General features: G+C 63.7%; 17 protein-coding genes. 9 read left to right on the top strand and 8 right to left on the bottom strand.

The window, feature by feature from the left end; translation table 11 throughout:
• The first annotated feature begins 41 nt into the window (after positions 1 to 41).
• From CPA56_RS06355 to CPA56_RS06345, 3 genes are all read left to right on the top strand, one after another.
• Positions 42 to 1,340, top strand: a complete 1,299-nt coding sequence (locus CPA56_RS06355) for a murein hydrolase activator EnvC family protein (RefSeq protein WP_182041165.1) — start codon at positions 42 to 44, stop codon at positions 1,338 to 1,340.
• Positions 1,341 to 1,517: 177 nt separating this feature from the next.
• Positions 1,518 to 3,035: a S41 family peptidase gene (locus CPA56_RS06350; RefSeq protein ID WP_182041164.1), complete on the top strand. Its 1,518-nt coding sequence runs from the start codon at positions 1,518 to 1,520 to the stop codon at positions 3,033 to 3,035.
• A 4-nt stretch (positions 3,036 to 3,039) separates the two neighbouring features.
• Positions 3,040 to 3,537, top strand: coding sequence for an RNA pyrophosphohydrolase (locus tag CPA56_RS06345; protein ID WP_182041163.1), 498 nt, complete (start codon positions 3,040 to 3,042; stop codon positions 3,535 to 3,537).
• On the opposite strand, the gene CPA56_RS06340 is transcribed toward CPA56_RS06345, so the two are convergent.
• The 3 genes from CPA56_RS06340 to CPA56_RS06330 are packed head-to-tail and all read right to left on the bottom strand — an operon-like array spanning position 3,513 to position 7,099.
• Positions 3,513 to 5,291 (bottom strand): ABC transporter ATP-binding protein, encoded by a 1,779-nt coding sequence (locus tag CPA56_RS06340; protein WP_229707454.1) that lies wholly within the window; start codon positions 5,289 to 5,291, stop codon positions 3,513 to 3,515. The genes CPA56_RS06345 and CPA56_RS06340 overlap by 25 nt on opposite strands.
• A gap of 21 nt (positions 5,292 to 5,312) precedes the next feature.
• Complete coding sequence (locus tag CPA56_RS06335; protein WP_326831306.1) at positions 5,313 to 6,554, bottom strand: CCA tRNA nucleotidyltransferase; 1,242 nt, start codon at positions 6,552 to 6,554, stop codon at positions 5,313 to 5,315.
• Positions 6,551 to 7,099 carry a DUF1285 domain-containing protein gene (locus CPA56_RS06330; RefSeq protein WP_229707480.1) on the bottom strand — a complete coding sequence of 183 codons (549 nt, stop codon included), beginning with the start codon at positions 7,097 to 7,099 and terminating at the stop codon, positions 6,551 to 6,553. The genes CPA56_RS06335 and CPA56_RS06330 overlap by 4 nt, the downstream gene beginning before the upstream one ends.
• A 262-nt stretch (positions 7,100 to 7,361) precedes the next feature.
• Between CPA56_RS06330 and CPA56_RS06325 the strand changes: the two genes are divergently transcribed.
• The 5 genes from CPA56_RS06325 to CPA56_RS06305 are packed head-to-tail and all read left to right on the top strand — an operon-like array spanning position 7,362 to position 15,023.
• Positions 7,362 to 8,399: an AAA family ATPase gene (locus CPA56_RS06325; protein ID WP_182041161.1), complete on the top strand. Its 1,038-nt coding sequence runs from the start codon at positions 7,362 to 7,364 to the stop codon at positions 8,397 to 8,399.
• A gap of 35 nt (positions 8,400 to 8,434) precedes the next feature.
• On the top strand, positions 8,435 to 9,355 hold the full coding sequence (locus tag CPA56_RS06320) for a DUF58 domain-containing protein (RefSeq protein ID WP_182041160.1): 921 nt from the start codon (positions 8,435 to 8,437) through the stop codon (positions 9,353 to 9,355).
• On the top strand, positions 9,352 to 12,102 hold the full coding sequence (locus CPA56_RS06315; protein ID WP_182041159.1) for a DUF4159 domain-containing protein: 2,751 nt from the start codon (positions 9,352 to 9,354) through the stop codon (positions 12,100 to 12,102). Before CPA56_RS06320 ends, CPA56_RS06315 begins: the two co-directional genes overlap by 4 nt.
• A complete protein-coding gene (locus CPA56_RS06310; protein WP_182041158.1) occupies positions 12,099 to 14,204 on the top strand; it encodes a glutamine amidotransferase in 2,106 nt (701 codons plus the stop codon). The genes CPA56_RS06315 and CPA56_RS06310 overlap by 4 nt, the downstream gene beginning before the upstream one ends.
• A 57-nt stretch (positions 14,205 to 14,261) precedes the next feature.
• Positions 14,262 to 15,023 carry an ankyrin repeat domain-containing protein gene (locus CPA56_RS06305; RefSeq protein WP_326831305.1) on the top strand — a complete coding sequence of 254 codons (762 nt, stop codon included), beginning with the start codon at positions 14,262 to 14,264 and terminating at the stop codon, positions 15,021 to 15,023.
• A gap of 89 nt (positions 15,024 to 15,112) precedes the next feature.
• Here the strand turns inward: CPA56_RS06305 and CPA56_RS06300 are convergent, their stop codons facing one another.
• The 5 genes from CPA56_RS06300 to CPA56_RS06280 all read right to left on the bottom strand — a co-directional run bounded on the left by CPA56_RS06300 (position 15,113) and on the right by CPA56_RS06280 (position 18,263).
• Positions 15,113 to 15,310: a hypothetical protein gene (locus tag CPA56_RS06300; protein WP_182041157.1), complete on the bottom strand. Its 198-nt coding sequence runs from the start codon at positions 15,308 to 15,310 to the stop codon at positions 15,113 to 15,115.
• A gap of 30 nt (positions 15,311 to 15,340) precedes the next feature.
• Complete coding sequence (locus CPA56_RS06295; RefSeq protein ID WP_182041156.1) at positions 15,341 to 16,426, bottom strand: site-specific DNA-methyltransferase; 1,086 nt, start codon at positions 16,424 to 16,426, stop codon at positions 15,341 to 15,343.
• Entirely contained in the window at positions 16,423 to 17,058 is a 636-nt protein-coding gene (locus CPA56_RS06290) for a ribonuclease HII (protein ID WP_182041155.1), read from the bottom strand. Before CPA56_RS06290 ends, CPA56_RS06295 begins: the two co-directional genes overlap by 4 nt.
• A gap of 162 nt (positions 17,059 to 17,220) precedes the next feature.
• Complete coding sequence (locus CPA56_RS06285) at positions 17,221 to 17,946, bottom strand: DUF4339 domain-containing protein (RefSeq protein WP_182041154.1); 726 nt, start codon at positions 17,944 to 17,946, stop codon at positions 17,221 to 17,223.
• Positions 17,947 to 17,975: 29 nt separating this feature from the next.
• Positions 17,976 to 18,263: a CsbD family protein gene (locus tag CPA56_RS06280; protein ID WP_182041153.1), complete on the bottom strand. Its 288-nt coding sequence runs from the start codon at positions 18,261 to 18,263 to the stop codon at positions 17,976 to 17,978.
• A gap of 279 nt (positions 18,264 to 18,542) precedes the next feature.
• Here CPA56_RS06280 and CPA56_RS06275 point away from each other — a divergent pair, with 279 nt between their 5' ends.
• Positions 18,543 to 19,745, top strand: coding sequence for an efflux RND transporter periplasmic adaptor subunit (locus CPA56_RS06275; protein ID WP_182041152.1), 1,203 nt, complete (start codon positions 18,543 to 18,545; stop codon positions 19,743 to 19,745).
• Positions 19,746 to 19,792: the final 47 nt, after the last annotated feature.

The following is a 19,792-nucleotide window of genomic DNA, read 5'->3' as shown; positions in this document are numbered from 1 at the left end:
CTGTGCACACACCATCCAGAAAGGGGTTTTCAGGCAGGCTCATGGTCCTGAAGCGATCCACCACCCTCCGGTTCCTGCTCCAGCTGGTGACGGCATTCCTCGCCTGCGGACAGGCCGGCCATGCCGCACCCGCCCGGAACGGCCCCGACACCCTCTGGGGATCCGACACGCCCATCCCCACCACCGAGGCCGGAATCCGCAAGGCACGGGCCGCCCGCCTCAACCTTCAACAGCTCCTTACCCAGAAAGCCCGCCTGCTCCAGCAGAAAGAAGAGGAAACCCGCCGGGCGGAGGCCCAGGCCCATCTCAGTGCCCGCCAGCTCTCCCGCCTGCGCCAGAGGCAGGCCCTGCTGGCCCGGCAGCATGACCTGATCGAAAACCGCCTCACGAAAGTTTCCACGCAGCTGGAACAGCTCAGCAGCGGCAACGCCCTGCTTCAGGAAAAGGAAAAAACCGTTCTTCTGGATGAAGCCGCCCGTCTCCCGGCTCTCCAGCAGCTTGATGCGGCCCCCGAACTCGCCCTGCTGATGCCACCGGAAAATCCGGCCATCAGTCCCGACGTTCCCGTCGCCCTGCTCGCCCTGCGGCACGGGCAGAATCAGCAGGCCATGCAGCAGACCCTCCAGCAGCAGACTCGCCTGCACAGGGAACAGACCCGCCTGACCAGCCAGAGCCAGAGCATCGCCGCACAGGAAACACGCCTCCAGACCCGCCAGAGCGAGGCTGAGAGCCGGGCCGAACAGGCCGCCATGAAGTCGGAACAGGCCCAGCAGGCCCTCCTGAAACAGCAAGCCCTCCTGACACAAGCCCGCCAGAGCACGGAAGCCCTAACGGCCATCATCACCGTGCTGGCCCGGCAGGAGGCTGAGACACGCCGCCGCCTGAAGGAACAGAAGGCCCGGTTCCACAGGCTGCACCAGCACCACAGGGAACAGGAAGTGGAGCAGGAGGACCGCAGCTTCAATCCCGGCAAAGGACTCAGACGGGGAGGCGCACGTGCCCCCGTGCAGGGGCGCATCGTCACACGCTGGGCACAGCCCACCGAGGCCGGACCTGCCACGGGGCTGACCTACCAGACCGCACCTTCCGCCACCGTGACCGCCCCCTGTACGGGCCGCCTGCTCTTCAGCGGGGCCTTCCGCTCCTTCGGCCCGATGGTGATTCTGGACTGCGGGCAGAAACAGAGGCTCGTGCTGGCCGGTCTGGGGACGATCCAGCTCCAGAGCGGCCAGTCCGTCCGGCAGGGGGGCGTGATCGGCCAGATGCCGACCCGGGACCCGCTCCTCTTCGTCCAGCTGCGTCAGGGAACGGAACTTGTGGACCCTGCACGCTTCTTCTGAAAAGACTCAAAAGAACTTCGAGAAGACATCACGGGGACCTTGGGAGTTTCACCCCTGTCAAAAACACTGTAAGCTGACGTCACCATGTTTTCAGGGTCAGATGCCCTGTAATGCCGACCATTAACAGATGACTACTGGCAGACTGCCCGTTTTTTAAAGTTAAGGAATAAACCGACCATGAACTTCCGCACTGGCCTTATGCTGGGTCTTGCCTGTTCAGCCATGGGTGTTGCTTCTGGTACCTTTCTTGCCAGCCGCCCGGCACTCATTCCCCCCGCCTGGGCACAGGAAACCGCACACAAGGACAGTAACAGCAGCCCGGCCAGCAGCGGCGACAGCAACAATGCCGAGACCGTCCGCATGCTGACGCTGCTGGGGACGGTAATGGACATCGCCCACTCGGAATATGTCTCCCCCCTGCCCAACAAGAAACTCATCCGCAATGCCATTGACGGCATGATCAGCAATCTGGACCCACACTCCTCCTTCATGGATGCCCAGCAGCTGAAGGACATGCAGGACGAGATGGCGGGCCAGTTTGGCGGTCTGGGATTACAGGTGCAGGGTGAGTCCGGTCATGTGCGGGTCGTCTCCCCCATTGATGACACGCCGGCCGCCCGGGCGGGCATCCAGTCCGGCGATGTCATCACCATGGTGGACAACAAGAGCATCGCCGACCTCACGCTGGATCAGGCCGTCCGCAAGATGCGGGGCAAGCCGGGCACGCAGATCACCCTGACCATCCTGCGCCCCAAGACCGGCAAGCAGCAGAACCTGACCCTGACACGGGAGATCATCCATGTGCAGATCGTCCGTTCCGCCCTCTATGGGCAGACGGGCTACATCCGCCTCAGCGAATTTGATGATTCGCTGGAAAAGGAGATGCGCAAGGCCTACGGCAGGCTTGTCCAGTCCGTCGCCAAGACGCCCGGCAAGACTCTGAACGGCCTCGTGCTGGACCTCCGCTCCGACCCCGGCGGGAAGCTGGACCAGGCCATCGCCGTGGCCCGTGACTTCATCAAGGATGGCGAGATCGTCTCCATCCGTGGCCGCCATCCGGAGGGCAACCAGCATTGGGATGGTGTCGGCAAGGACATTACCCACGGCCTGCCCATCATCGTCCTGACCAACGCCGGCTCGGCCTCTGCCAGCGAGATCGTGGCCGGTGCGCTGAAAGACCATCGCCGGGCCGTCATCATGGGAGACCGGACCTTCGGCAAGGGGTCCGTCCAGACGATCATTCCCATTGCCGACCAGGGGGCCATCCGGCTGACGACAGCCCGCTATTACACGCCGTCGGGCCGGTCCATCCAAGGGCTGGGCATCACGCCGGACGTGCCCGTTCTGGCCAGCCGGGATGATGATACCCTCTTCACCTATCACGAGGCTGACCTCGCCCACACCATCACCAACACGGATGGAAAGCTTCCCAAGGAGGCCCCACGGACGGACCTGCCCGCTTTCGCCAAGACCGTGGAACGTCTGCCCCCGGCCAAATGGCCTGCTTTCGACCCTGCGAAACCGGAAACGGACTTCCAGCTCCAGCAGGCCCTGCATTTCATCAATGCCCAGGCTGGCGGGGCTGATGCGGCCCATGAGGCCACCCTCCTCGCCCATCCACAGCTGCCGCCACAGTCCCACGACACGGCCCCTGACGAGGCCAAGGGAGACGGTGCAGCAAAGACGAAGAAATAAGCCCATGTCCCTGCGTGAAACACTGGCCTACCGCCCCAATGTCGGCATCGTCCTCTTCAATGAGAAAGGCGAAATCTTCATGGCCCGCCGTGCGGACCTGCCGGGAGCCATCTGGCAGTTTCCGCAGGGCGGCATTGATGAAGGCGAAGAGCCGGAACAGGCCGTCTGGCGGGAAATGAAAGAGGAAATCGGCACGAACAACGCCACCATGATCGGCAGGCGTGAGGGCTGGTTTCTTTACGACCTGCCAGACCACCTCATCGGCAAGGCCCTGCACGGGAAATATCGGGGGCAGAAACAGCAGTGGTTCCTCTTCCGTTTCACCGGTCAGGACAGCGACATCAGACTGGACACGTTTGAGGAAATCGAGTTCACCACATGGCGTTGGGTGCCGCCAGAGGATGTCCTGAGCGGCAGGTACAATCTGGGCTTCAAGAAGGAAGTCTACGAACGGCTCCTGCCCGACATCCTTGCCATCTATCGGGCGGCGTCCAAAGCCTGAGCCTTCACCAGCCGGGCATAAAGTCCGGCCTTGGCCATGAGCTGGGCATGGGTGCCCGTCTCGACAATCTGACCCTGATCCAGCACCACGATGTGATCGGCACTCTGCACGGTGGAAAGCCGATGCGCCACGATGAGCGTCGTCCGTCCCTGCCGAAGCTGGGCCAGAGCCTCCTGCACACGGGCCTCGTTTTCTGAGTCCAGCGCACTGGTGGCCTCATCCAGCAGCAGCAGGCGGGGGTTACGCAGCAGGGCACGGGCCAGCATGATGCGCTGCCTCTGCCCACCCGAGAGCCTCTGCCCACCGGGGCCGATGATGGTTTCCAGCCCTTCCGACAGATCATGCACGAAATCCAGTGCCGCCATCCGGCAGAGTACCTCCACCTCCTCCCGTGTTGCGGAAGGACGGCCAAGATGGATGTTCTCCCGCACGCTCATGTCGAACAGGGCCGTTTCCTGACTGACATAGGCCAGATGATCCCGCAGGCTGGCCAGCGTGAGGGACCGTATGTCCACCCCCTCCAGCGTGATCGTCCCTTCCGTCACGTCAAAAAGACGGGGGATCAGGGCCAGCATGGTGGATTTCCCTGCCCCGCTCGGCCCGACCAGAGCCACGCTCTGTCCCGGCCTCACATCCAGCGTGATGTTCTTCAGGGCATGACAGCCATCGTCAAACCGGTATGATACATCCCTGAACACAAGGTGCCCCGGCCCTTCCGGCAGGGGCCGGGCCTCCGGCTGTTCCTGCACGCTGGCCGGTTCATCAATCACGGCAAAGATACGTCCCAGCCCGGCCAGTCCTTCCTGCATGGAGGTATTGAGCGACCCCAGGGCACGCAGAGGACGTGAGGCCGCAAACAGGGCGGCAATGAAGGCCGTGAAGTCCCCCAGCGTGGCCCCGCCCGTGGCGGCACGCCAGCCCGCAAACCCCAGCACGAAAGCGATCGCCACACCGCCGATGACCTCCAGCATCGGGTCCAGACGGGCACGGTTGCTGGCAATGCGGAAGAACATGTCATGCAGCCTGTCGAGAGCCGAACCGATGCGGTGATGCTCATGCCCCTCCATCCGGTAGATGCGTATCTGCCGGGACAAGGAGAAGCTTTCCGTCAGCAGGGCCGAGGCTTCCCCGACCTGCTCCTGCATCCCGCCGGAGGCCCGGCGCACCCGCCGCCCGAGCTTCTGCACGGGAATGATGGCCAGAGGGTACAGCACGACCGCAATCAGGCTCAGTTCCCAGTCCGTCCAGATCATGGAGGCGACAAGCCCGATGATGGTGATGACATCCCCCAGCGCATTGACCGAACGTGTCAGAGCTTCCCTCATGGCGAGGGCATCCGTGGTGAAGCGGGCCGCCCAGCGGGCGGGAGCCTCCCTTTCAATCCGGGCCACATCCGCCTTCAGGGCATGGGTGAACATGCGTTCCTGAAGACGCCGCACGACCTGAAGGACCAGTGCCTGCACGCAGACATTCTGCCCATACTGGGCCAGAGCCTTGGCCCCCGTCACGGCCACCACCAGCAGGGGAATCTGATACAGGATGCGGGGATCATGTGCCGTGAACATGTCGATCGCCCGCTTGATGACAAGCGGATAGGCCGCCGTCAGCAGGGCCATGACGACCGTCAGCACGAACACGGCCAGCAGCATGAGCCGGTGCCGGGCAATGTCCTCCCGCCAGAGCCTCCGCATCAGGGGGAAGGTTGCCTCATACGCTGCCCTGTCCGCAGGGTGCCTGCCTGTCTGCTGTGTCATGCAGACCTTCTAGCAGCCCCCTCAGGAAGGGGAAAGCTGGTGGCTCACCCAGTCCCGACATGCCCCGGCATCGGGACGGCAACCCTGTGTGAGCCACCAGTGCTGCGTCTGTTTCAGCCACCGCCCCATTTCCGGCCCCGGTTTCACACCCAGAGCGATCAGGTCCCGCCCCGCCAGAGGAAAAACGGGCTGCTCCACGGTTTCCAGCCTGTGCCGCAGTTCATCCCAGCCCTCATCGGGCCGTCCCAGCTCCTGCGCCTGCACCAGCCAGCTTCGCAGCAGCAGGATGGACCTGTCCTGCTGGAAAAGAACCCGCCGGATGTCGTCATCATCCAGCGTGACCGCCAGTTCCGGCCCGGGTCTGGCAAAAGCGGCCAGCATGTTCCGGCTCTCATTGGAGAGTTTCAGATGGGCCCCGACGTCCGCCATGCCCTGCCCGTCCCCTCCGCCGGGTGGATACAGGACGGCAAGACGATGCAGCGGCTCGGCAGGATCACCACAGGCCAGAAGACGCTCCAGACCAGACAGGGGTGCATGATGTGGCAGCAGCACGGCAAGGGTGCCCGTTTCCTCCATCAGCTCCAGCGTTCGCAGAAGCTGCGGGCCTGACAGGATTTTCAGCAGCTCCATCGCCACACGCTCGACTGAAAGACGGGTCATCCTCTCCCGCAGGCGGATGATGGCCTGACAGGTCTCACCATCCGGTTCGCCACGGTCATAACGGGCAAAAAAGCGGAAAAACCGCAGGCACCGCAGGGCATCCTCCTCGATGCGCCGTGCCGCCTGCCCGACAAACCGTACCTTCCCGGCCCGGAGATCATCCAGTCCGCCGAAATAATCATGCAGCTGCCCATCCTGATCCAGCGACATGGCGTTGATCGTGAAGTCCCGCCGCTGGGCATCCTCCTCCCAGTCGTCCGTCCAGGCAACGGTGGCATGGCGGCCATCAGTACTAACATCACGCCGCAGGGTGGTGATTTCATAAGGATGATGGTCAATCACCGCCGTGATGGTTCCATGCTCAAGACCGGTCGGTATCACCCTGGCACCGACCTCTTCCAGCCGCCGCTGGGCCTCTGCCGGTGGAACCGGGCTGGCCAGGTCCAGATCATGCACGTCACGGCCACAGAGCAGGTCCCGCACGCAGCCTCCCACCAGCCGGGCCTGCGGCAGAGCCTGCCAGATACGGGCCAGCCCGGCGTGACCGGGCACATCGGACAGGGCTTCCAGAAGAGCGGCCGGAGATGGCGTCCTGATGGTCACACGCACAGCTCCTCAAGGTCGTCCACGGTCTCATCCGGCAGACGGGAAAGCGGGAAGAACATCCCGTGGCTCCAGACTCCCAGGCAGGGTTCACCTCCCACGCAGCCCGGAACGGCCAGAGCCGCCAGCTCGAAAAGGACCGCCCGGCTGATGCGGGCCAGAATGGGCTTCCCGCCTGCTCCGGTCCTCATGTGGATGTAGGGCACGGTCGCTCCATCAGCCGGGCGGTCCCAGTCACACAGAAGGGGATGCTCCGCATCCACACAGAAGACCTCATCCAGATTGGTCCGCAGGCACAGTGTCTGCGTCTTTTCCGAACAACCCCTGAAATCCAGCTCCACAGCCAGAAAGGGAACGTCATCCACCTGTATGACGCCAGCCTCGGTCGGCGTCCGCAGCCAGTAACGTCCCTGGCGGTCCCGGTCGAGGCAGGAGGCGAACAGGCAGAGCATGGCCTTGCGCCGGATGGGCGTCCCCCGATACAGCCATGTCCCGTCCCGCCGGATATGGAAAGGCAGGTGCAGGACCATCTCGTCCTCGGACATCACGGCCTCATCCGGCCCCTCAAGAAGCGGCACCGCCCTCTCATAAGACTTGACGCTCATGGTCTCCTCCCTGCTGCCTCATCCCAAACAGACACCGATCCATCAGACCTGAACCAGATACCGGCAGGCGGCCGGCACACCACTTTCCTGCAACACTCCCTTTTTCAAGGAGGGTTTTACATGGTAGCTTACCTGCCTGCCCCAGAGTTGGGGATGATCCTGGCCTGTTAAAAGCCCCTAATCCTCTGTTTCAGAACCTGTAATGACCCAGAACTCTTCCGCATCCGGCTCAGCTCCCCCCCAGGGTGAGGGCCTTCACCATGATGAAACCGTCCTCACCTTTGATGGACTGGCCCCCCGGCTGAAAGCCCTCACGCAGGAGATCGGCCAGATCGTCCTCGGCCAGGAGACGGTCATCGAGAACGTTCTCACGACCCTTCTGGGTGGCGGCCATGCCCTGCTGCTGGGGGCTCCCGGCCTCGGCAAGACGCTGCTGGTGAACACCTGTGCCCATGTTCTGGGTCTCGAGGACAGCCGCATCCAGTTCACGCCGGACCTCATGCCGTCCGACATCACCGGGGCAGAAATCCTTGAACAGGACGAGCAGGGCAGACGGCATTTCCGTTTCCTCCACGGCCCGCTCTTCGGCCAGCTTGTCCTGGCGGACGAGATCAACCGTGCCAGCCCCCGCACCCAGTCCGCCCTCCTCCAGGCCATGGCGGAAGGACACGTCACGCAGGGCGGCAAGACATGGGCACTGCCGAAGCCGTTCCATGTTCTGGCCACGCAGAACCCCATCGAGCAGGAAGGCACCTACCCCCTGCCGGAAGCCCAGCTTGACCGCTTCATGATGCGCATTCCGCTGGATTTCCCCGCACGGGCTGCGGAGAGACGGATGCTGCTCCAGACGACCGGAGCCACGAAACGGAAGGCGGACCGTCTGTTCTCCACGGCAGACCTCCTCACGACGCAGAAGCTCGTCCGCACGCTGCCCGTCGGCGAGACGGTCCTTGATGCCATCCTGAACATTGTCCGGGGCCTGCGGCCACAGGATGACACCGCCAGTGACGAGGTCCGCCAGTCACTGGATTACGGCCCCGGCCCCCGTGCGGCGCAGGCCCTGATGATGGCCAGCCGGGCACGGGCCATGCTGCATGGCCGTCTGTCCCCCTCCCTTGAGGATGTGCGTGTTCTGGCCGAGCCCGTGCTGGCGCACCGTCTGGGCATCAGTTTCGCCGCACAGACGCAGGGCGTGAATGCCAGACAGCTCATCGCCGGGCAGCTGAAACGTCTCGGCTAGACCGGCTTCATCACGGCGGTTTCAGAAACACGGACATGGCCAGCTCACCTTCCTTCTTCCGGCGGCTGTTCGGCTCCCGCAAAGAGCACGACACGCCCCCTCATCATGTGTCCCTGCCGGAGCTGGTCCTGTCAGCCCACGGGCTGGCACGGCAGCTGCGCAGCGGACCGCACGGCAACCGCAGGGCGGGAGATGGCCATGAATTCTGGCAGTTCCGCCCCCACCAGCCGACGGAACCGGCGTCCCTGATCGACTGGAAACAGTCCGCCCGGTCACCGGAACCGGACCTGCTATGGGTCCGTGAACAGGAACAGCACACCCCCCGGCCACTCTTCATCTGGGTCGATCCCTCCGCCTCCATGCGATGGCGGTCCGCCGCCTCCCTGCCCACGAAACATGAGGCCGCCTTGGGGGACGCCCTCGCCCTCGGGCAGGCAGCCCTGCTGGGTGGAGAGGATGTGGGCATCCCCGGCTCCCGGCCCCGTTTCTCGGGCCATCAGGCCCTGTCCCGTCTGGCCCATGCCCTCATGCAGCTTCCCACCCGGGACGGAACTGGACAGGACGCCGTGCTGCCCGGCCTTGCTGGCATGCCACCTCGCGCCGCCCTTCTGGTGGTCAGTGACTTCCTCTGGGATGAGAGCATGGTGCAGCACTTCCTTGCCTGTCTGGCCACCCATCCCGGCCGCACCGCCCTGCTGGCCGTGCTGGACCCGCAGGAACACCACCTGCCGTTCAGCGGGTCCGTCCAGTTCACGAGCTGCGAGGCGGAACCTGACCTGACCCTTCCCGCCACGGAAAGCCTCCATGACGCCTACCAGACTCGACTGACGGACCATTTCCGCCAGTTCAAAAGGGCTGGACGGGGACAGACGCCTTTCTTCCGCTTCCATGTCACGGACCAGCCCGCCCTGCCCGTACTGGCCGCCTGCCACCACTTCCTGCGGGGGCATTCATGACGTTCCTGTCTCCCTACCTGCTACTGTTCCTTCTTCTCCTGCCCGCCCTGTGGTGGCTGGTCCGGGCAATCCCGCCACAGCCCCGGAAACAGCGTTTCCCATCCCTCGTCCTTCTCCGGTCCCTCTCGCCCGTCAGGCAGGATGCGGCCCGCACGCCGCTCTGGCTCCTTCTCCTGCGCCTGACCGCCCTGACCCTGCTCATCCTGGCCTTCTCCCGCCCCCTCCTCATTCCCCGGCAGGACCGGCAGCCCCCGCAGAAACTGGTCCTCATTCTGGATGACGGCTGGGCGGCCATCCCTCACTGGGAAGAACGCAGGCAGACCGCCCTCGCCCTGGGAGAAGCCACACTCCGCTCCGGCGGACAGGTCACCCTGCTGCTCAGCACGCCGGATGCGGACGGCCACATGCCCCGTCCCTTCCAGCCTGCCGACCGGGCCGCCCTGCAACAGTTCCTTTCCGGTCTGTCGCCCCATACATGGCCGGGAGACCGGCAGGCCCTCGCACGGCAGATGCAGGGCCTCGCCCAAGACCTGCATGAAGCCACCGTGATCAGCCTGTCTGACGGTCTGGCCCAGCCGGGGGATGACGCCCTGCGTGCGGCCCTTCATCCGGCACACCACACCGATGACATACGCTGGCCCCGCTGCGACCTCATCCGTCTTTCCGTCCAGCAGAACCGCCAGCTGACGGCACTGGCTGAAACGCTCCCCGACTGCCCGAAACGGACACTCCGCCTGCTGGGCATGACGCTGGAAAAAGACGGCCATCTTGCCGGACGGTCCGCCGCATCGCTTTCCACCGGAACCCGGCATACCCTGCCTGACCCGGACCAGGCCGATGCCTTCAGTCTTCCCTCCGTTCCCGGCCCGGCGGGCATGGTCCTCCTGCCCGGCAGGGCGGAGCAGCACCGGGTGGGCCTGTTGCGCACCAGCGGCGACGACACGCCGCTAACAGGCAGTAGTTTCTATCTGGCCCGGGCCATGCAGGCCATCACCCCCTATCAGGAAGGATCTCTGGACAGCCTCCTGCCTCGCCACCCAGACATCATCATCGCCACGGATGGCTCCCTCTCCGGGACCGCCCTGAAAGACATGCTCGGCTGGGTCCGCAAGGGCGGAATCCTGATCCGCTTTGCCGGACCGGAACTGGCCAGACAGAGCCAGCAGGACATGCAGGGGGACGAGGCCGCCCTTCTGCCCGTGCCGCTCCTCTCCGGCATGAGACAGCTCGGCGGCCCGATGTCGTGGGGCAGCCCCCAGAAGCTAGCCCCCTTCCCAGCGGACACCCCTTTCGCCGGACTGACCGTTCCGGATGACGCCACCATTTCCCGTCAGCTTCTGGCCCAGCCCACGGACGATCTGTCCCGCCACGTCTGGGCCACACTGACGGACGGCACCCCCCTCGTGACCGCCCGGCAGGAAGGGCAGGGGCTGATCATTCTTTTCCACGTCACGCCAACGGCGGACTGGTCCAGCCTGCCCCTCTCCGGCCTGTTCCCCCAGATGATGGAACGCCTCGTCACCCGCACACCCGTCATGCAGAAACGGGATATTTCAGACCATGCCCCGTCAGACAGTCTGGCCCCGTGGCGGATCCTGAATTCCGACAAGACACTCGTCCCACCACCACCGACCGTCCGGCCGGTACTCAGGATGGACGGACAGTCCGTCGAGGCCCTGCACCCCGTCGGCTTCTATGGCGGGGCCGCACAGCATCATCCGCTCAATCTGGCCGACCACCAGCCACCGCTGGCGGATGAACCCGCCCTAGGCCAGATCAGGCCAGCCGGACAGGCCGTGCCGGAACGGCCGCTCTGGCCGATCCTCATGCTGCCGGCTCTGGGGCTGCTGCTTCTGGACCTTCTCTTGTCCCTTGCCCGTTCCGGCCTGTTCCGTTTCTCCCGATCCGCAGCCCTCTGTCTGGGGATTGGACTGCTTGGCATCCAGCCCCTCCAGGCCGCCACGACCGACCAGACAGCTCCCGCCTCACAGTCTGTCCCCCCGGCGGCCCTGGCCATCCGTCTCGCCCATGTCCAGACCGGTGACAGTGCGACGGATGATGCCGTCCAGCAGGGGCTGGAAGGCCTGACACGCTTCCTGAACCAGCGCAGCACCACCCATCTGGACAGTCCCGTGGGGGTCGTGCCGGGGCAGGATGATCTGGCCTTCTATCCTCTCCTCTACTGGCCTATCACACCCGGAACCCGTCTGGATGCTGCCGGTAGGGCCGCCCTGAAGAACTACATCCAGCATAATGGCATGATCCTGATTGACGAGATGGGAGCCGGGAGCGACATGGATGGCACGGATGGCCACGCCACCCGCACAGCCCTCCGGGCCGCCACGGAAGGGCTGCCCATACCGCCCCTCACCACCCTGAACGACCAGCACACCCTGTCCCACACCTTCTACCTGCTGCATGATTTCCCCGGCCGCATCGCCGGTCAGCCCGTCTATGTCGCCCGACAGGGAAATGAAGACAGCGAAGATGTCAGCCCCGTCATCATCGGCAATGCCGACTGGGCACACGCCTGGGCCGTGGACCAGAACGGAGAACATCCCTTTGCCGTCATTCCGGACGGGGAAAGCCAGCGTACTCTGGCCTACCGCTTCGGCTTCAACACCATCATCTATGCCCTGACAGGAAACTACAAGAACGACCAGCGTCACTACCCGGAAATGCTGAAACGCCTCAGGAACGGGGACGATGACAGCCCGGACGGAACCGATGAAAGCGAGGCTCCATGACAGGCATACTGTCCTCCATCATCTGGGCACCATTCCTGCCTCTCTGGCTGCTGGCAGCACTCGCCGTCATCTCTCTTCTGCCCGGCCTTTACGGAACCATCCGGGGCGGACGGGGTGTCGCATGGCGGACGGGAGCGATCCTTCTCGGGCTGCTCTGGCTGGCCAACCCCCGCCTGACGCACCCCCACATGCAGACCCAGCCACAGGACGCCCTCCTCGTGGTGGACGTGTCTCCCTCCATGAGCATCGGAGAAAGACGGAAACTCGTGGAACAGGCCCGCAGCCAGCTGCTGGAACAGGGCCGGAAACTGCACGGGCTGACCCTCCACCAGATTGAAGTTCCCGGTGGTGGCGGACAGGGCACACGCCTCTTCGAGGCCATAGACCATGCGGCCCTGTCACTGAACAGTCCGGCCGGAATCTTCCTGCTGACGGACGGAATGGACCATGACATTCCCGATCAGCTGCCGCCTTCCCTCAAGGATGCCACGGGACGCATCATCCCCCTGCACCTCCTGCTCTCCGCACGGGGGGAAGAAACGGACCGGCGGCTGCGGGTTCTCAGTGCTCCGCCCTATGTCATCATCGGGCAGACGGCCCACATCCGTGTCCAGGTGGACGATCTGGGCACGCCTGACGGACAGCCCGTGGACATTCTGGAGCACCGCCCGGATGGGCAGACGGACGTACTGGCCCACACGAAGAGCGGCCAGCCCGTGGAGCTGGACGTTCCCGTCACCCATGCCGGAATCACCCTGAAAGAACTCACGGCCTCCCCCCTCAAGGGGGAAGCCTCCCTACGGAACAACAGCACGATCATACGGCTTCAGGGTGTCCGGGACAGGCTGCGGGTCCTGCTCGTCTCCGGCGTGCCCAACCAGGGTGCCCGTGTCTGGCGGACACTGCTGAAAGCGGATCCATCCGTCGATCTGGTCCACTTCACCATCCTGCGCTCTCCCGACACGGAAGATGACACGCCCCTCTCCGATCTCGCCCTGATCCCTTTCCCCACGCATGAACTCTTCGCCCAGAAGATCAACAGCTTCGACCTCATCATCCTAGACGGCTTCCGCAACCAGAACATCCTGCCGGAAAGCTATCTGGAGAACATCGCCCATTACGTGCGCAAGGGTGGTGGACTGCTCGTCGTCGGCGGGCCGGAAATGACACAGCCGGGAACCCTTCAGGACACGCCCGTAGGGTCCATCCTCCCGGCCCACATTCCGGCGGATGACGCCATCATCACACAGCCTTTCTCCCCCCGACGCACGGCTCTGGGACTTTCCCATCCCGTCACGCAGGCCCTGCCGGAAAATGGTCCGTGGGGCCGGGAATGGGGGCCGTGGTACAGGGCACTCCGTACCGACCAGACACAGGGGCGGACCCTGCTCTCCACGCCTTCCGGGTCACCCCTGCTCATACTGGACCAGCGGGGCCAGGGCCGTGTCGCCATGCTGCTCTCCGACCAGATATGGCTGTGGTCCCGTGGCGAGAAGGGAGGCGGACCACAGGCCGAGCTGCTCCGCCGCCTGTCACACTGGCTGATGAAGGAACCCGAGCTGGAAGAGGACCAGCTGGACGCCCACATCGAGCAGGGGCGGCTCTCCGTCACCCGCACCAGCCTGACGCCGTTGCATGACGTGCAGGCTGACATCATCGGTCCGGACGGTCACCACTCGTCCCTCACCCTCTCTCCGGAACCTGACCATCAGGGCCTCTGGTCCGGGTCCATGTCCCTGCCCGTCCTTTCCGACCAGACGGGACAGATATGGACCATCCAGCAGGGAGGCCTGAACACCACCGTAGCCCTGCCCGATGCCAACCCTCTGGAAGATCAGGACCTCCGCAGCACTGCCACGAAGCTGTCTTCACTGACGGGGCGGTCAGGTGGAGGCGTGTTCTGGCTCGGGGCCGGTGGCACGCCAGCCATCAGACAGGTCGTGGAAGGCCATGCCCTGCACGGGTCGGACTGGGCCGGACTGCCACTCCATCAGGCTCCCCTCTCCACAGGGAGTACCAGCACGGCCTTTCTGCCGGGGTGGCTCGCCCTCGTCCTCATTCTTGCACTGATGGCCCTTGGCTGGTGGCGTGAAGGACGGTAGAACGGGCATGATCCCGTGTTGTGGCCTGCATCCCTGCGAATTTGACAGGCTCCGCCAATGCTTGAGATGATATACCCGGCTCCATCCCCACAGCTGGTAGAAGAGAAGGCACTGTTCCCGATCATGCGCCCATTGAGTTCATTCCTGCCCCGTCTCGCTTTTGCCATCGGTCTCGCGGCTGTCTCCATGGTGGTTCCACCCCACCGTGCCCATGCGCAGTCTGCCGATGAAGCCGAGGCCGAGCAGGACGCCATGGACGCCCAGAAACAGGCCGAGGCCCGCAAGGATGCCCGCCGTGCCGCACCACCATCCGCCCTGCCCGGTGCCGACAGCGACAATGGGGACAGCAGCCATGCCCGCATGGACATCAACCCGACGGCGGCCCTGTTTGATGCCATCAACCGTGGATCGCTCATCGGTGCCAAGGAGGCCCTCAGCCGGGGGGCGGACATCAACGCCCGTAACGTGCTGGAACAGACACCGCTGGACCTCGCCATCGACCTTGGCCGGAATGACATCATGTTCCAGCTCCTGTCCCTGAGGACATACAACCCGGACGGTCGGCTCGTCACCAATGTCGAGCATGAAGAAACACCGACCGGGCACATCGCCATTGACGGTCGGGCGGCCCTCACGGCCAAGGCTCCACCCATCGTGGAAGACCGTGGCCATCCGGTCCCATCCGTCGGGTTCCTCGGTTTCAACGGTCCCGCCTCCCAGGGGACAGGCAGCCACCCTGTACACACGGCCCACCCCGTGGCACACACCCGCCACAGGAGCACGTCCTCTTCCCGGACGGCCCGGCAGGCCCGGCACTGACGACCTCTTCCCCGCAGCCCTTACACCAAAGCCCTTCTCCGGCTCTGCCGAAGAAGGGCTTTTTCATGGGTATCCGTGATCGGGGAAACTCAGCCTGCGGCCATGAGCGGCAGTGCACTGTAATAGATGATCGAAATGCCTGCAAAACAGATGAGAAAAATCAGCAGGTCCCAGCAGAAACAGACGAAGGCGGACTTCTTCTGCGGACGCATGATGATCACATGGAACAGGATGGCAAAGACCGCAGCGATGGCCACGATGAACAGCTCGGTATATCTCTCAAACATGCGTCTCTTTCCTCTCGGGCAGTCCCATTCTCAGGCCGTGCGGCGCAGCTCGTGCGTTTCCTGACGCAGCGTGTCGATGGGCAGGAACTTGCCGTCACGCTCGAAATGCCAGAATGTCCATCCATTGCAGGAGGCCGCATTGGTCAGCAGGGCACCCAGTTTGTGGATGGATCCCCGATGCTGGCCGGAAACGAGCGTCCCGTCCGGGGAGACACGGGCCTTCAGACGGCGTTGACGGTCATAGACGATCGTGCCAGCCGGAAGGCTGCCATTCTCCACGAAAGACCCGAACGGAATGCGAGGCAGCTCCCTCTTCGCAGGGGTGATCTCCAGCTGTTCGGCCGGGAGGACCTCCACGCGCTCCAGACGGGCCTCCGCCGCCCTGATGTAATCCGGATGACGCTCGATGGCGAGATAACGACGCCCCAGCTTCTTGGCCACGGCTGGTGTCGTCCCCGTGCCACAGAAAGGGTCCAGCACCACGTCATCCGCCACGGTCGAGGCCAGAAGGGTGCGATGCAGGAGGCTTTCCGGCTTCTGGGTCGGATGCAGCTTCAGACCATGTTCGTTCTTCAGGCGTTCATTGCCCGTGCAGAGCGGCAGATACCAGTCTGAACGCATCTGAAGGTCCTCATTCAGGGCCTTCATCGCCTGATAGTTGAAACGGTACCGGCTTTCCGGGCCACGGGCCGCCCAGATCAGGGTCTCATGAGCGTTCGTGAAACGGCGGCCCCGGAAATTCGGCATCGGGTTCGATTTCCGCCAGATGATGTCATTGAGGATCCAGAACCCCAGGTCCTGCATGATCGTCCCGAGACGGAAGATGTTGTGGTATGAGCCGATCACCCAGATGGTGCCGTCCTTGTGCAGCAGACGGCGTGCCTCTCCCAGCCAGGCCCGCGTGAAATGATCATAGGCCTCATAACCGGCGAACTTGTCCCAGTCATCATCCACGCCATCCACCACGGTCTCATCGGGACGACGCAGCTCCCCTCGCAACTGGAGGTTATAGGGCGGATCGGCAAACACGCAGTTCACGCTTGCATCCGGGAGGGTTTTCATCACCTCCACACATTCCCCACGTAGGATTCTGTCAAGGGGCATATCCGCTTTCATGCTGCGTGAACCTTTGCTGCGATCATCTGCTTCACGGGAGCAAAACTGCGCCTGTGATGAAGGGTTATCCCCTCTTCTTTCAGTCCTGTCAGATGATGTGCCGTGCCGTATCCGGCATTCCGTTCCCAGCCATAGTCGCCATGCCGGACGGCAAGACGGGCCATCAGCCTGTCCCGCACGACCTTGGCAAGGATGGAGGCCGCAGCAATGGAAAGGCTCCTGCCATCCCCCCTGACGACCGTCTCCACCAGGCAGGGCAGCTCCGGCGCACGGTTGCCGTCAATCAGGGCAGCCACCGGCCATTCTCCCAGCTCCTCAGCAAGGCGATACATGGCCCGACGCATCGCCAGATGGCAGGCCTGGCCTATGTTCAGACGGTCAATCTCAGGGACCGAGGCCGCCCCTAGGGCGGCACAGACCGTCCTGTCAGCCAGCAGGGCCGCATGAGCCTTCTCACGCCGCCGGACCGTCAGCTTCTTGGAATCATCCAGCAGCCCGGACAGGTAAGGAGACGGCGGAACACGGAACACCACCGCAGCCGCCACGACCGGCCCTGCCAGAGGGCCACGGCCGACCTCATCCACACCGGCCACATGCCCGTCATACTGTCCTTCGAGGCTGTAATCCGGCATGAGGGTCCTTCTTCCGTTCGCTTCATACGGCACGTCATTCATCCGTGCCGATTCTGAATCACTCCGACTCGAAAGAAAAGACCTTTTGAAAAATAAAATGAGTCAAGAAGGAAATTTTTCCGTCCGCACCTGAACGGAACGTCCCGTTTTCCCCACTACCCGTCAGAGTTGTATCTGTTCCTCGGAGGAAGAAGACGGATCACCTGCCCCGGCATGATCCTGCTGCCGTGGAGCCTCTTTCTTCGGGCCGTCAGGCATCTCATGCGGTGCGGCGGCGGGTTTCTGCTTCTGGCTGAGCAGAAACGGTTCAAAGCCCGGAGGCGGGCTGGAAAGAAGGGTAGCTGCCTCCACGAAGCCCAGAAACAGGCAGGCGGCAAACAGGGCACTCCCCCGGCGCAGCACCTTGCGGCGGCACCAGAAATAGCCAGGCAGGAACAGCCACCACCAGAAGGACGGCGGTCTGACCCCCGCACGGGAAAGCGTCTGACGGTCCTTCATCAGGGTCAGGAAAAGGATGGCATAGATGCAAATGCCCGTCACCGGGCGACCGGGCGTGACAGCCCAGCGCGTCTGCTGCCCCGCCACGAGCAGGAACAGGTCCACCAGCCCCGGAACCAGCATGAGCCACGCCCACATGGAGGACACGTTGCCCTGCTCCCCTGTGGCCACAGCCGGGGTGCTGGACGTACCGCCCCTCGTGAGCATGATCCTCACGCTGGAGGATGGAGCCACAAGCCCCGCCTTGCTGGCGGGCCGCCACTCATCCCCGAAGCCCGGATGCCAGACGAGGGTCTGCGGACGGATACGACGATGGACGATCAGCCGGACCATCTCGGTCTGCGATACCGGCCCGACCTGCTGACCATCACGCTCGTAATACCACTGCATGGACCCTCTCTGGCCTCCTGTCCTGTTTCTTAACCACGCTTCCTGAAGAAGAGACGGCCGATCACCAGTCCCACCAGGGCCACGATCCCGAGGGACACGAGCGGACGCTCCTGGATGAAGGCCGTCACGGCCTCGAGGCGGCTCTCATGAGCATCATAGAGATCGGCAAACTCATGCTTCGCACGGCCGCCAAGCTGGTCGATCTTGCCGCCTGCCTGCATGGCCGCATCACCAGAGATCGCTCCGACCGCATCCTTCACCCGGCCCTTGGCCTCCTGCACGAAGCCTTCAGCCTTCATAGAGGTTGTATCAACCATGTCCATCTCTCCTCAGCGTCACATGCGCTGTGCATCGGTTCATCCATGATACCCCTCATGCCCCGCATGAAGAGGCACCACGCAGCAGATATGCAGCCCATATGGACATTCTTCAAGGGGGAGTCGCCCCTCCCGAAGGGAAGAGACGGTATTTTTATGAATACAGAATGTTAAGGTGCATTTCTGCTCCATTATCATTAATATGCGCCAGACTTCCCGGCATTATGTCGATATTGTGATGAATCTTTACCATTCCCGCCACAGGAGTGTCCTACTGCCATGAGTGTTGCCCCGTCTATGGAATCCGGTCCTGCCAGAAAGGGGAAAAAATGGTGGTTCATCGGAGGCTGCCTTCTGCTGGTTCTGGCCTTCTTCCTCCTGCGTTCATGCGGTGATGACAGCCACGTCACCCACAGTCACGGCGAGGCACCGCAGGCCGTGGCCGTGGAGGCCGCCCACCGGGCTGACATGCCCGTCATCCTCCAACTGCTCGGCACGGTCGTGCCCGTCACAAACGTGACCATAACCCCCCGTGTCAGCGGGCACATTCTGGCCGTCTATTATCAGGAGGGGCAGCACGTCCACCGTGGGGACGAGCTGGAACTGATCGACCCCCGCCCCTATGTCGCCACCCTCCACCAGTATCAGGGAACGCTGGATGCGGACCGTGCCCAGCTGGCCAAGGCCCGCGTGGACAATGCCCGTTACCAGAAGCTGATCAAGCAGAACTCCACCTCCGCCATGGTGGCACGGGACCAGGAGTTCACCGTCAAGCAGCTGGAAGGGCAGGTCGCCTTTGATGAGGCCAATGTTCTCAATGCGGAACTGAACCTCATGTACTGCCACATCATCGCTCCGGTCGATGGCAGGGTCGGCATCCGTGCGCTGGACGTCGGCAACTATGTCACCGTCGGACAGTCCGGCGGCCTGACGACCCTGACACAGATGCAGCCCATCTCCGTCATCTTCACCCTGCCGCAGAACAACCTGCCGGAAGTGCAGGCCCAGCTGAACGCCCACCCCCACCTGACGGTGGAGGCCTGGAGCAGCGACAACAACCACAAGCTGGCTACGGGGACCGTCAACGCACTGGACAGCCAGATCGACACCGCCACGGGCACGGTGCGCCTGCGTGGCATCTTCCCCAACGAGAATGAACGCCTCTTCCCCAACGAGTTCGTCAATGCCCGCCTGCTGGTCCAGACCCTGAAGAACGCCCTCGTCGTCCCCGGCAGTGCCATACAGACGGGGCCTGACGGAGCCTTCGTCTATGTCGTGCAGGGGGACATGACCGTCGCCATCCGCCCCGTCGGTCTTGGCCACAATGATGACCACTACACCGTCATCACCTCCGGCCTTCAGGACGGGGACAGGGTCGTGACGGACGGCATCAACCATCTGCGCCCCGGCAGCAAGGTCGTCATCGCCGCCGGTCCCGGCTCCACGCTGGGGCAGGGCGATGCTTCGGCCCACACGCCCTGACGCCGGTGACCATGCCCGAGCCTCGCCCCCTGCCCGCCTGCTGACCG

Origin of the sequence: Bombella mellum, from assembly GCF_014048465.1 — a bacterium.
Taxonomy (GTDB): Bacteria; Pseudomonadota; Alphaproteobacteria; order Acetobacterales; family Acetobacteraceae; genus Bombella; species Bombella mellum.
The sequence above is the reverse complement of the archived record's forward strand: the minus strand, read 5'-3'. Positions and strand labels throughout refer to the sequence as shown.

Excerpts from the sequence above, each read along its gene's own strand:
- CPA56_RS06355 (WP_182041165.1), top strand. The coding sequence starts at position 42 with ATGGTCCTGAAGCGATCCACCACCCTCCGGTTCCTGCTCCAGCTGGTG.
- CPA56_RS06350 (WP_182041164.1), top strand. The coding sequence starts at position 1,518 with ATGAACTTCCGCACTGGCCTTATGCTGGGTCTTGCCTGTTCAGCCATG.
- CPA56_RS06345 (WP_182041163.1), top strand. The coding sequence starts at position 3,040 with ATGTCCCTGCGTGAAACACTGGCCTACCGCCCCAATGTCGGCATCGTC.
- CPA56_RS06340 (WP_229707454.1), bottom strand. The coding sequence starts at position 5,291 with ATGACACAGCAGACAGGCAGGCACCCTGCGGACAGGGCAGCGTATGAG.
- CPA56_RS06330 (WP_229707480.1), bottom strand. The coding sequence starts at position 7,099 with ATGTCCGAGGACGAGATGGTCCTGCACCTGCCTTTCCATATCCGGCGG.
- CPA56_RS06325 (WP_182041161.1), top strand. The coding sequence starts at position 7,362 with ATGACCCAGAACTCTTCCGCATCCGGCTCAGCTCCCCCCCAGGGTGAG.
- CPA56_RS06320 (WP_182041160.1), top strand. The coding sequence starts at position 8,435 with ATGGCCAGCTCACCTTCCTTCTTCCGGCGGCTGTTCGGCTCCCGCAAA.
- CPA56_RS06315 (WP_182041159.1), top strand. The coding sequence starts at position 9,352 with ATGACGTTCCTGTCTCCCTACCTGCTACTGTTCCTTCTTCTCCTGCCC.
- CPA56_RS06310 (WP_182041158.1), top strand. The coding sequence starts at position 12,099 with ATGACAGGCATACTGTCCTCCATCATCTGGGCACCATTCCTGCCTCTC.
- CPA56_RS06305 (WP_326831305.1), top strand. The coding sequence starts at position 14,262 with ATGCTTGAGATGATATACCCGGCTCCATCCCCACAGCTGGTAGAAGAG.
- CPA56_RS06300 (WP_182041157.1), bottom strand. The coding sequence starts at position 15,310 with ATGTTTGAGAGATATACCGAGCTGTTCATCGTGGCCATCGCTGCGGTC.
- CPA56_RS06295 (WP_182041156.1), bottom strand. The coding sequence starts at position 16,426 with ATGAAAGCGGATATGCCCCTTGACAGAATCCTACGTGGGGAATGTGTG.
- CPA56_RS06290 (WP_182041155.1), bottom strand. The coding sequence starts at position 17,058 with ATGCCGGATTACAGCCTCGAAGGACAGTATGACGGGCATGTGGCCGGT.
- CPA56_RS06285 (WP_182041154.1), bottom strand. The coding sequence starts at position 17,946 with ATGCAGTGGTATTACGAGCGTGATGGTCAGCAGGTCGGGCCGGTATCG.
- CPA56_RS06280 (WP_182041153.1), bottom strand. The coding sequence starts at position 18,263 with ATGGTTGATACAACCTCTATGAAGGCTGAAGGCTTCGTGCAGGAGGCC.
- CPA56_RS06275 (WP_182041152.1), top strand. The coding sequence starts at position 18,543 with ATGAGTGTTGCCCCGTCTATGGAATCCGGTCCTGCCAGAAAGGGGAAA.